Source organism: Streptococcus sp. HMSC067H01, from assembly GCF_001814775.1.
GTDB lineage: Bacteria > Bacillota > Bacilli > Lactobacillales > Streptococcaceae > Streptococcus.
In genome coordinates this window covers 238,098-249,760 of record NZ_KV817803.1, presented here as the reverse complement: position 1 = coordinate 249,760, position 11,663 = coordinate 238,098, and the positions used below count along the sequence as shown (strand labels likewise).

Annotated in this window: 13 protein-coding genes; all 13 read left to right on the top strand. The window is 41.7% G+C overall.

Annotation, left to right across the window (positions count from 1 at the left end):
- The first annotated feature begins 34 nt into the window (after window positions 1-34).
- The 13 genes from ccrZ (at window position 35) to HMPREF2987_RS07670 (ending at window position 11,656) form a co-directional block, all read left to right on the top strand.
- Window positions 35-829, top strand: coding sequence for a cell cycle regulator CcrZ (gene ccrZ, locus HMPREF2987_RS07730; RefSeq protein ID WP_000362994.1), 795 nt, complete (start codon window positions 35-37; stop codon window positions 827-829).
- The gene (trmB, locus tag HMPREF2987_RS07725) at window positions 826-1,461 is read left to right on the top strand and encodes a tRNA (guanosine(46)-N7)-methyltransferase TrmB (protein WP_075230032.1); all 636 of its coding nucleotides are present in this window, start codon (window positions 826-828) and stop codon (window positions 1,459-1,461) included. The genes ccrZ and trmB overlap by 4 nt, the downstream gene beginning before the upstream one ends.
- A gap of 172 nt (window positions 1,462-1,633) precedes the next feature.
- A complete protein-coding gene (locus HMPREF2987_RS07720; protein WP_075230031.1) occupies window positions 1,634-2,785 on the top strand; it encodes a glycoside hydrolase family 3 protein in 1,152 nt (383 codons plus the stop codon).
- A gap of 262 nt (window positions 2,786-3,047) precedes the next feature.
- Window positions 3,048-3,527, top strand: a complete 480-nt coding sequence (rimP, locus tag HMPREF2987_RS07715) for a ribosome maturation factor RimP (protein ID WP_000338687.1) — start codon at window positions 3,048-3,050, stop codon at window positions 3,525-3,527.
- A 42-nt stretch (window positions 3,528-3,569) separates the two neighbouring features.
- Entirely contained in the window at window positions 3,570-4,706 is a 1,137-nt protein-coding gene (nusA, locus tag HMPREF2987_RS07710) for a transcription termination factor NusA (protein WP_075230030.1), read from the top strand.
- A 22-nt stretch (window positions 4,707-4,728) separates the two neighbouring features.
- Entirely contained in the window at window positions 4,729-5,022 is a 294-nt protein-coding gene (gene rnpM / locus HMPREF2987_RS07705; RefSeq protein ID WP_075230029.1) for an RNase P modulator RnpM, read from the top strand.
- Window positions 5,015-5,314 (top strand): YlxQ-related RNA-binding protein, encoded by a 300-nt coding sequence (locus tag HMPREF2987_RS07700; protein WP_049530127.1) that lies wholly within the window; start codon window positions 5,015-5,017, stop codon window positions 5,312-5,314. Before rnpM ends, HMPREF2987_RS07700 begins: the two co-directional genes overlap by 8 nt.
- A gap of 16 nt (window positions 5,315-5,330) precedes the next feature.
- Entirely contained in the window at window positions 5,331-8,123 is a 2,793-nt protein-coding gene (gene infB / locus HMPREF2987_RS07695; RefSeq protein ID WP_075230028.1) for a translation initiation factor IF-2, read from the top strand.
- A gap of 167 nt (window positions 8,124-8,290) precedes the next feature.
- Window positions 8,291-8,641, top strand: coding sequence for a 30S ribosome-binding factor RbfA (rbfA, locus tag HMPREF2987_RS07690; RefSeq protein WP_001273602.1), 351 nt, complete (start codon window positions 8,291-8,293; stop codon window positions 8,639-8,641).
- Between the two features lie 162 nt (window positions 8,642-8,803).
- Window positions 8,804-9,583 (top strand): hypothetical protein, encoded by a 780-nt coding sequence (locus HMPREF2987_RS07685; RefSeq protein ID WP_075230027.1) that lies wholly within the window; start codon window positions 8,804-8,806, stop codon window positions 9,581-9,583.
- A 1-nt stretch (window position 9,584) separates the two neighbouring features.
- On the top strand, window positions 9,585-9,767 hold the full coding sequence (locus tag HMPREF2987_RS07680) for a hypothetical protein (RefSeq protein ID WP_075230026.1): 183 nt from the start codon (window positions 9,585-9,587) through the stop codon (window positions 9,765-9,767).
- A gap of 321 nt (window positions 9,768-10,088) precedes the next feature.
- Window positions 10,089-10,322 (top strand): DUF1858 domain-containing protein, encoded by a 234-nt coding sequence (locus HMPREF2987_RS07675; RefSeq protein ID WP_000368731.1) that lies wholly within the window; start codon window positions 10,089-10,091, stop codon window positions 10,320-10,322.
- Complete coding sequence (locus HMPREF2987_RS07670; protein ID WP_075230025.1) at window positions 10,322-11,656, top strand: DUF438 domain-containing protein; 1,335 nt, start codon at window positions 10,322-10,324, stop codon at window positions 11,654-11,656. The genes HMPREF2987_RS07675 and HMPREF2987_RS07670 overlap by 1 nt, the downstream gene beginning before the upstream one ends.
- Window positions 11,657-11,663: the final 7 nt, after the last annotated feature.

Sequence of the window (11,663 nt, the reverse complement as noted above, 5' to 3'; positions counted from 1 at the left end):
AGAATAGTAAGGAAACTTTATACGGAGGAAAGAAATGGACTTGGGTGATATTGAGCTAACGCTGACCCCTATACCTGGGAAAAGCGGAAAAGCTTATATGGGAAGCTACCCTGATGGGAAGCGCGTCTTTATTAAAATGAACACCTCTCCAATCCTACCTGGTTTAGCCAAGGAACAAATCGCTCCTCAATTATTATGGACTCGCCGTTTATCGGATGGGCGTGATATGTGTGCCCAAGAATGGTTGAATGGTAAAATTTTGACCCCTTATGATATGAATCGCAAGCAGATTATCAATATTCTGAGTCGCTTGCATCGTTCGCGTCCTTTGATGACGCAATTGACTCGTTTGGGCTATTCTTTAGAAACACCTTTTGACTTGCTTCAGGCTTGGTTAAAAGATGCTCCAGAATCCTTGAAGAACAATCAATATCTAAGAATGGTAGTAGAGGATTTGCGAGGAAGCTTGCCAAACTTTAGGGAAGATTATGCAACGATCGTTCATGGAGATGTACGACATAGTAATTGGATTGAGACAGAGAGCGGTCTTGTTTATTTAGTGGATTGGGATTCCGTTCGTTTAACGGATCGCATGTTTGATGTAGCGCATATGCTATGTCACTATATTCCAGACTATCAGTGGAAAGAGTGGTTGACTTATTACGGTTATAAATACAACCAGACAGTCATCAACAAACTATTTTGGTATGCTCAGTTATCCTTCTTGAGCCAGATTGCCAAATATTATACAAATGAAGATCTAGAAAATGTCAATCGGGAGATTTATGCCTTGCGTATCTTCCGCGACAAGTATGGAAAGAAGAGATGAGAGTTAGAAATCGTAAAGGGGCAACAGAATTACTAGAGGCTAATCCTCAGTATGTTGTCTTAAATCCTTTAGAAGCCAAAGGAAAATGGCGAGACCTCTTTGGAAATGACAATCCTATCCATGTTGAGGTTGGTAGTGGTAAGGGAGCCTTTGTGTCAGGTATGGCCAAGCAAAACCCTAATATCAACTATATCGGGATTGATATTCAAAAGTCTGTTTTGAGTTATGCCTTGGACAAGGTTTTGGAAGTCGCTGTACCCAATATTAAGTTGTTGTGGGTTGATGGTTCTGATTTGACCGACTACTTTGAAGATGGTGAGATTGATCGCTTGTACCTAAACTTTTCAGATCCGTGGCCTAAAAAGCGTCATGAAAAGCGTCGTCTAACTTATAAGAGTTTCTTGGATACCTTCAAGCGTATCTTGCCTGAACACGGTGAGATTCATTTCAAGACAGATAACCGTGGCTTGTTTGAATATAGCCTAGTGAGTTTTTCTCAATACGGCATGAAGCTCAATGGAGTTTGGTTGGACTTGCATGCCAGCGACTTTGAAGGTAATGTCATGACTGAATATGAAGAAAAATTCTCAAGTAAGGGTCAGGTTATCTATCGAGTTGAGGCTCAGTTTTAATGTAAAAAATATATCAATCAAAAACTCTATCATAACCAAAAAGTTAGATATATAATTTTATCAAGGGTTTAGTTCTGTACATAGAGCTAAGCCTTTTTAGTTTGATGTTAGTTCATTGGAGATTTTGGTAAGTGTATACTTGCAACCGGATAAGTGGTATAATGAAGGTGTTATGAGAAGAAGAATAAAACCGATTGTCGTCTATCTTTTCTTTTTCCTTGTGATAGGTGGTTTGATTTTTTCCGACCATCAACATCATAGACAAGTGGTGTCGCAAGCAGAAAAAACTGAGAAAACTACTCAAACTAGTGAAACAGAGAAGAATAAGGTTGTTGAAGAAAGAATAGTCTCGATGACTTTGGAAGAAAAAGTAGGCCAGTTGTTCTGGGCTAGGGTTCCTTCTAGTCATCAGCTAGAAGACCTTCAGTCCTATCATTTTGGAGGTTATCTCTTGTTTGGGAGAGATTTTCAAGAACAAACCCTAGAGGATATGAAGGCTTTGACAGATCGCTACCAAGCTGCTTCAAAGATTCCTTTATTGATTGGTTCAGATGAAGAAGGCGGAACCGTGACTCGTATCAGTTCGATTTTAGAGACTCCTTTCCAATCTCCTTTGGAACTTTATCAAAAGGGTGGGATGGAGGCAATCCGTTCTGATACTAGGCAGAAGGCGGAGCTACTAAAATCTGTTGGTATCAATGCTGGACTCTTTCCAGTTGCAGATATTGCCAGCAATCCATCAGCCTTCATCTATGATCGAACCATTGGACAAGATGCCCAAACGACTGCAAGTTATGTTGGGCAGGTTGTAACAGAACTTCAAAAAAACAAGGTTGGGTCAACCTTGAAGCATTTTCCTGGATATGGTGATAATGGAGATAGTCATACTGCTATTATCCAAGACAACCGTTCTCTATATGAATTAAGACAAGCAGATTTTCTCCCCTTTCAAGCTGGCATAGATGCTGGTGCAGATAGTGTTTTAGTATCTCACAACATCCTGACTAAAATCGATACAGTTCCGTCTTCTATCTCACCCAAAATCAATGAAATTCTTCGCAAGGAACTGAATTTTAAAGGTGTCATTATGACGGATGATCTAGATATGGCAGGATTAGCTGATTTTGTTAATCAGGATGAAGCTGCTTTCCAAGTGATTTTAGCCGGAAATGACTTAATTTTAGGATCTTCGTACCAAACTCAAATTCCTTATTTATTAAAGAAAGTCTCCTCAGGAGAGCTGACAGAAGAGCGTATTGATGAGTCTGTGAGACGTATTTTATCTTGGAAATATGACTTGGGGATATTAGGGACTTCGCAGTAAAGAGGGGAGATGGCTAGAAAAGGACCTGTTGATTGGATAAGGAACAGTTGATTTGTAAGGAACTCAGATTGCTTGGTGAAAAAACTGTTATCTTTCCAAAATGGCTCTCTTTCTATAAAATCGTGCAGAATTTTAAGAAAAAGCTTAAAATCAAGCCTTTTGAGTGCTTATACTTTACATAAGTAGTCAAAAGTGCTATACTATAAGTAAGAATATGAGAAAGTGAGGCGGGGAAATATCTTCGCCTCTTGCTTATGAGGAGGTGGACGCAATCGCAACTATCGTAGAATTAGTCAGAGAAGTCGTAGAACCTGTCATTGAAGCTCCTTTTGAACTCGTTGATATCGAGTACGGAAAGATTGGCAGTGACATGATTCTTAGTATTTTTGTAGATAAACCAGAGGGAATTACCTTGAACGACACAGCGGACTTGACAGAGATTATCAGTCCTGTCCTAGATACTATCAAGCCAGATCCCTTCCCAGAACAATATTTCCTAGAAATCACCAGTCCAGGCTTGGAGCGTCCTTTGAAAACCAAGGAAGCAGTCGCTGGAGCGGTTGGGAAATACATCCATGTTGGACTTTACCAAGCCATCGATAAGCAAAAGGTATTTGAAGGAACCTTGCTAGCCTTTGAAGAGGATGAGTTGACTATGGAGTATATGGACAAGACACGTAAGAAAACGGTCCAAATCCCATACAGTTTGGTGTCAAAAGCACGTTTAGCAGTAAAATTATAGTAAAAGAAAGGAAGCTTTTGAAGATTCAAAAGTGAATAGAAGATGAGTAAAGAAATGCTAGAGGCCTTCCGCATTTTGGAAGAAGACAAGGGAATCAAAAAAGAAGACATCATTGATGCAGTGGTGGAATCACTTCGTTCAGCCTATCGCAGACGCTATGGTCAATCAGACAGTGTAGCCATTGATTTCAACGAAAAGACAGGTGACTTTACAGTTTATACTGTTCGTGAAGTAGTTGATGAAGTATTTGATAGCCGTTTGGAAATCAGCTTAAAAGATGCTCTTGCCATTAACTCAGCTTACGAGCTTGGGGACAAGATTAAATTTGAAGAAGCACCAGGTGAGTTTGGTCGTGTAGCAGCCCAATCTGCCAAACAAACCATCATGGAAAAAATGCGCAAGCAAACACGTGCCATCACCTACAACACCTACAAAGAGCATGAGCAAGAGATCATGTCAGGTACAGTAGAGCGTTTTGACAACCGCTTCATCTATGTCAACCTTGGCAGCATCGAAGCCCAATTGTCAAAACAAGACCAAATCCCTGGAGAAGTCTTTGCTTCTCACGATCGTATTGAAGTTTATGTCTACAAGGTTGAGGACAATCCTCGCGGAGTGAACGTCTTTGTAAGCCGTAGCCATCCAGAAATGATTAAACGTTTGATGGAACAAGAAATTCCTGAGGTCTATGACGGAACTGTTGAAATCATGAGTGTTGCTCGTGAAGCAGGTGACCGTACCAAGGTTGCTGTTCGTAGCCACAATCCAAACGTGGATGCTATCGGGACAATCGTCGGACGTGGTGGTGCTAACATCAAGAAAATTACTAGCAAATTCCACCCAGCTCGCTACGATGCTAAGAGCGATCGTATGGTTCCAATCGAAGAAAACATCGACGTTATCGAATGGGTAGCCGATCCAGCTGAATTTATCTACAACGCTATCGCTCCTGCTGAAGTTGACCAAGTTATCTTTGATGAAAACGACAGCAAGCGTGCCTTGGTCGTTGTGCCAGATAACAAGCTTTCTCTTGCCATCGGTCGTCGTGGTCAAAACGTTCGTTTGGCAGCTCATTTGACAGGCTATCGTATCGATATCAAGTCTGCAAGTGAGTTTGAAGCCATGGAAGCAGCAGAACAAGCTGACCAGGTAGAAGCAGACGAATTGGTAGAAGAATAAGAGCTGATCAGAGGAGGGAAGGATGAAAACTAGAAAAATCCCTTTGCGCAAGTCTGTTGTTTCCAACGAAGTGATTGATAAGCGTGATTTACTCCGTATTGTCAAGAACAAAGATGGACAGGTCTTTATCGACCCGACAGGCAAGGCTAATGGTCGTGGCGCTTATATCAAGCTAGACAATGCAGAAGCCCTTGAGGCCAAAAAGAAAAAAGTCTTTAACCGTAGCTTTAGTATGGAAGTTGAAGAAAGCTTTTATGACGAGTTGATTGCCTATGTCGATCACAAAGTGAAAAGAAGAGAGTTAGGACTTGAATAAGCAAAAAATTACCAATCTCTTGGGTCTTGCTCAACGAGCAGGGAAAATCATCTCGGGTGAAGAAATGGTCGTCAAGGCTATCCAAGACCAGAAAGTAAAGCTAGTATTTCTAGCTCATGATGCCGCTCCCAACTTGACCAAGAAGATTCAGGATAAAAGTCATTATTATCAAGTAGAAGTTATTACCGTGTTTTCAACACTGGAATTAAGCATAGCAGTCGGGAAATCAAGAAAGGTTTTGGCTGTGACAGATGCTGGATTTACAAAGAAAATGAGGTCTCTTATGGAATAGAAGAGGAGGACATGATTTGTCTAAGAAAAGATTGTACGAAATCGCAAAAGAACTTGGAAAAGAAAGTAAGGAAGTTGTAGCGCGTGCAAAAGAGTTGGGCTTGGATGTGAAAAGCCACTCATCAAGTGTGGAAGAAGCTGTCGCTGCAAAAATCGCTGCCAGCTTTAAGTCTGCTGCTCCGAAAGTAGAAGCAAAACCTGCGGCACCAAAAGCAAGTACAGAAAAGAAAGCCGAAAAATCTGAGCCAGCTAAACCAGCTGTAGCTAAGGAAGAGGCAAAACCAGCAACAGCTGTTGTCCCTAAAGAAGAAAAAGTGGCACCAGCAAAACCGCAGAGTCGAAACTTTAAGGCTGAGCGTGAAGCCCGTGCTAAAGAGCAGGCAGAGCGACGCAAGCAAAATAAAGGCAATAGCCGTGACCAACAACAAAACGGGAACCGTCAGAAAAACGACGGCCGTAATGGTGGAAAACAAGGTCAGGGAAACCGCGACAATCGTCGCTTTAATGACCAAGCTAAGAAACAGCAAGGTCAGCAAAATCGTGGAAACGATCGTCGTCAACAAGAGGACAAACGTTCAAATCAAGCGGCTCCACGTATTGACTTTAAAGCCCGTGCAGCAGCCCTAAAAGCAGAGCAAAATGCAGAATATGCACGTTCAAGTGAGGAACGTTTCAAGCAGACTCAGGCTGCCAAAGAAGCCTTGGCCCAAGCTAACAAACGCAAGGAGCCAGAGGAAATCTTTGAAGAAGTGGCTAAGTTAGCTGAACAAGCGCAACAAGTTCAAGCAGTGGTTGAAGTCGTCCCTGAGAAAAAAGAAGCACCAGTGGATACACGTCGTAAAAAACAAGCTCGACCAGACAAAGAACGTGATGATTTCGATCACGAAGAAGATGGTCCTAGAAAACAACAAAAGAATCGAAGTAGTCAAAATCAAGTGAGAAATCAAAGAAATAGTAACTGGAACAATAACAAAAAGAATAAAAAAGGCAATAACAAAAACAACCGTAGTCAGGCACCAAAACCTGTTACAGAGCGTAAGTTCCATGAATTGCCAACAGAATTTGAATATACAGATGGTATGACCGTCGCGGAAATTGCAAAACGTATCAAGCGCGAACCAGCTGAGATTGTTAAGAAACTCTTCATGATGGGCGTGATGGCGACACAAAACCAGTCCTTAGACGGTGAAACAATCGAACTCCTCATGGTCGATTACGGTATTGATGCTAAACAAAAGGTTGAAGTGGACAATGCTGATATCGAACGTTTCTTCGCTGAAGATGGTTATCTCAATGAAGATGAACTTGTAGAGCGTCCACCAGTTGTTACCATCATGGGACACGTTGACCATGGTAAGACAACCCTCTTGGATACCCTTCGTAACTCTCGTGTTGCGACAGGTGAAGCCGGTGGTATCACTCAGCATATCGGTGCCTACCAAATCGTGGAAAATGGCAAGAAGATTACCTTCCTTGATACACCAGGACACGCGGCCTTTACCTCAATGCGTGCGCGTGGAGCTTCTGTTACCGATATTACTATCTTGGTCGTAGCGGCAGATGACGGAGTTATGCCTCAGACTATCGAAGCCATCAACCACTCAAAAGCGGCTAATGTTCCAATCATCGTAGCCATCAACAAGATTGATAAACCAGGTGCCAACCCAGAACGTGTGATCGGTGAATTGGCTGAACATGGTGTTATGTCAACTGCCTGGGGTGGAGATTCTGAGTTTGTAGAAATCTCAGCCAAGTTCAACCAAAATATCGATGAACTCTTGGAAACTGTACTTCTTGTGGCTGAAATCCAAGAACTCAAAGCAGACCCAACAGTTCGCGCCATCGGTACTGTTATCGAAGCCCGTTTGGATAAAGGTAAAGGTGCGGTTGCAACCCTCCTTGTTCAACAAGGTACTTTGAACGTTCAAGATCCAATCGTTGTCGGAAATACCTTCGGACGTGTCCGTGCCATGACCAACGACCTTGGACGTCGTGTGAAGGTTGCAGGACCATCAACACCAGTATCGATCACTGGTTTGAACGAAGCGCCAATGGCGGGTGACCACTTTGCCGTTTACGAAGATGAAAAATCAGCTCGTGCAGCTGGTGAAGAACGTGCTAAACGTGCTCTTATGAAGCAACGTCAAGCTACACAACGTGTCAGCCTTGAAAATCTCTTTGATACCCTTAAAGCTGGCGAACTCAAGTCAGTTAACGTCATTATCAAAGCAGACGTACAAGGTTCTGTTGAAGCACTTTCTGCCTCACTTCAAAAAATTGATGTTGAGGGCGTGAAAGTTACTATCGTCCATGCAGCTGTCGGTGCCATCAACGAATCTGACGTGACTCTTGCCGAGGCTTCAAATGCCTTTATCGTTGGTTTCAACGTACGTCCTACACCACAAGCTCGTCAACAAGCAGAAGCTGACGATGTAGAAATCCGTCTCCACAGCATCATCTACAAGGTGATCGAAGAGATGGAAGAAGCCATGAAAGGGATGCTTGACCCAGAATTTAAAGAAAAAGTTATTGGTGAAGCGATCATCCGCGAAACCTTCAAGGTATCTAAAGTGGGAACAATCGGAGGATTCATGGTTACCAGCGGTAAAGTTACCCGTGACTCTAAAGTCCGTGTTATCCGTGATGGTGTTGTTATTTACGATGGTGCTCTAGCTAGCTTGAAACACTATAAAGATGACGTTAAAGAAGTTACAAACGGCCGTGAAGGTGGTCTCATGATTGACGGCTACAATGATCTTAAGATGGATGATGTGATTGAAGCCTATATCATGGAAGAAATCAAACGATAATAGAGAAACGATAGCTGATTTGACTCGTCGTCAACAGCGCCTTGATGAACCCTTAGTTCTATCTAAGGCTTGTTTCCTAGATTCAAATGGCTCTAGTTCCTCTATCTACTAGACAAAGCTAGGTCTGCTGGCCTAGCTTTTGGTTCAATTGAGAGAAAGGAAGAAATATGGCAAATCATTTCCGTACGGATCGTGTGGGCATGGAGATCAAGCGCGAAGTCAATGAGATTTTGCAAAAGAAAGTCCGTGACCCGCGTGTCCAAGGTGTGACCATCACTGATGTTCAGATGCTAGGTGACTTGTCTGTTGCTAAGGTCTACTACACTATTTTGAGTAACCTGGCTTCAGATAATCAAAAAGCTCAAGTCGGACTTGAAAAAGCAACTGGTACTATCAAACGTGAACTTGGTCGCAATTTGAAATTGTACAAAATTCCAGACTTAACTTTCGTCAAAGACGAATCCATCGAATATGGAAACAAGATTGACGAGATGCTACGCAATCTGGATAAAAACTAAGTAGAAAGAGGGGCAACCCTCTTTTTTGTGGCTATAAGTCGGTCATTGTCTAGTCAGATTATATAAATAGAAATTCAGAAAATAAAATAAATCTTGAAAATATCATTTATTCCATAAATATGATAAGATAAAGCTTGATATGAATGAAAAATGGAGATAGAGATGGCTAAAGAAGATGTGGCGATGCAAGTGTTGCAACAGGTAGTAAAACTTCCTGTCGTCAAAGTGAACCGGTCAAAATTTTTAATGGACAAATTCTCTAAGGAAGTGGCTTCAAAGGATATTACTAGATTATTGGAAGAAGGGCCGACAGCTTTATTACCTCAGGAAACCTTAGATCGAGTGGCCAATGCCTGTATTAAAGATAATGTTTTGCTAGCAAGTGGGACATCTGTTTTGGCTGGTTTACCTGGCGGTCTTGCCATGGCAATTACCATACCAGCAGATGTAGCTCAATTTTATGCTTTTTCATTAAAATTAGCTCAAGAATTGGGATATATTTACGGTTACGATGACCTTTGGGCTTCTCGTGATGAATTAAGTGAGGATGCTCAAAATACCCTCTTGCTATATCTTGGTGTCATGCTTGGGGTAAATGGTACAGCTGCCTTGCTTCGAGCAGGAGGTGTTGCTGTTGCTAAGCAAGTGATGAAAACTGTTCCTCAGAAAGCCTTGACAAAGACGCTCTGGTATCCAATTTTGAAAAAAGTTTTGAAGATTTTTGGGGTTAATCTGACAAAGGGAGGCCTAGCCAAAGGAATGGGGAAATTTATTCCTATCCTAGGTGGTATTATTTCAGGTGGCTTAACATTTGCGACCATGAAACCAATGGGAGAAAGCTTGCAACAGGAGTTATCTAAATTAGTTAACTATAATGAAGAGCAATATCAAGAAGATATAGAAACTATTCGAAAAGAAGCAGAAATCATCGAAGGTGAGTAATATGGAATTCATAAAAGTGTTGGCCAAAACCTATGGTAATTATCTTCTTACAACCCAAGCTTTAAAAGTTGCAGAAACCATAAAAAAAGATGAAAACATAGTCGTTAGTTTGGGAAAATTATTTCTCGTAGATAAGCTTATGGATACAGCTACTTGGTTAATGAAGCCGGAGGATAAAGAATGAAATTTCTTTTGAGACTCTTCACTCTTATTTTTATAACACCAATTGTTGGTCTGATAAAAATACTCTGGTTCCTCATCTCTTTCGCTGTCCAATTACTGTTCTATAGGATTCTTTTCAAGATCATAGATTGGTTTTTCAAACTTCTCTGATGATCATGGTAAGGATAAGACTTTGAGGTTTTACTAGGAAAAGTCTATATAATTGGAAATAATGAAATTATACGAAATAAACTAGCAAGTCTTCTACTGCTAGTTTTTTAATCTTTGCCCTTGTGGTATAATAAAAAAGAAAAAACTGTTAGAGAATATGATGGAGGTTATGATGGACAATATCATTGATGTATCTATTCCTGTTGCGGAAGTTGTGGACAAGCATCCAGAAGTTTTAGATATCCTAGTAGAACTCGGTTTTAAACCTCTTGCAAATCCTTTGATGCGAAATACAGTCGGACGAAAAGTATCGCTCAAACAGGGGTCTAAGCTGGAGGGAACTCCTATGGATAAGATTGTGCGCACACTTGAAGCAAATGGTTACGAAGTGATTGGGATAGACTAATGGCAGATGAACGTATTCATATCCTACGGGATATTTTATTAGAATTGCATAATGGTGCCTCACCTGAGTCTGTTCAGGAGCGTTTTGATGCGACCTTTACAGGTGTATCGGCCATCGAGATTTCCCTCATGGAGCATGAGTTGATGAACTCTGACTCAGGCGTGACCTTTGAAGACGTCATGGAGCTCTGTGATGTCCATGCCAATCTCTTTAAGAATGCTGTTAAGGGTGTTGAAGTTGAAGATACAGAGCATCCAGGTCATCCTGTGCGTGTTTTTAAGGATGAAAATCTAGCCCTCCGTGCTGCCTTGATTCGTGTTCGAAGATTGTTAGACACATATGAGTCTATGGAAGACGAGGAAATGCTGGCGGAGATGCGTAAGGGGTTGGTTCGTCAGATGGGGCTTGTAGGTCAGTTCGACCGTCACTACCAGCGCAAGGAAGAGCTCTTCTTTCCTATCATGGAACGTTATGGCCATGATTCGCCTCCAAAAGTCATGTGGGGAGTCGATGACCAGATTAGGGAACTCTATCAAAAAGCATTGGGGACAGTTAGGTCACTACCAGAAGCATCCATTAGTATTGTAAAGGCAGATTTTGAGGCTTTTGCGACAGAGTTTGAAAGTATGATTTTCAAGGAAGAGTCTATCCTCCTAATGATCTTGCTCGAATCTTTTACCCAAGATGACTGGATTCAGATTGCTGAGGAAAGTGACGCCTATGGCTATGCCATCATCCGTCCGTCTGAAAAATGGGTGTCAGAAAGACAGAGTTTTGTTGATGAAAAGAGTGCAGAGGAGGCCGTTCAGTTAGACACGGCAGAGGGTCAAGTTCAACAAGTTATCGATACGCCAGAGGGTCAGTTTACTATCACCTTTACACCAAAGGAAAAGGAAGCAGTCCATGACCGTCATAGCCAACAAGCTTTTGGCAATGGCTATCTATCAGTTGAACAGGCGAATCTTATCCTTAATCATTTGCCGATGGAGATTACCTTTGTCAATAAAGACGATATTTTCCAGTATTATAATGACAATACTCCAGCGGATGAAATGATTTTCAAGCGGACACCGTCTCAAGTTGGACGAAATGTCGAGCTATGTCATCCACCCAAGTATTTGGATAAGGTAAAAACCATTATGCAAGGTCTTCGTGAAGGGAAAAAAGACAAGTACGAGATGTGGTTCAAGTCCGAGTCACGGGGCAAGTTTGTCCATATCACTTATGCTGCTGTACACGATGAAAATGGAGAGTTTCAAGGAGTCTTGGAATATGTCCAGGACATCCAACCCTACCGTGAGATTGATACAGACTTTTTCCGTGGATTAGAATAAGGAGAAA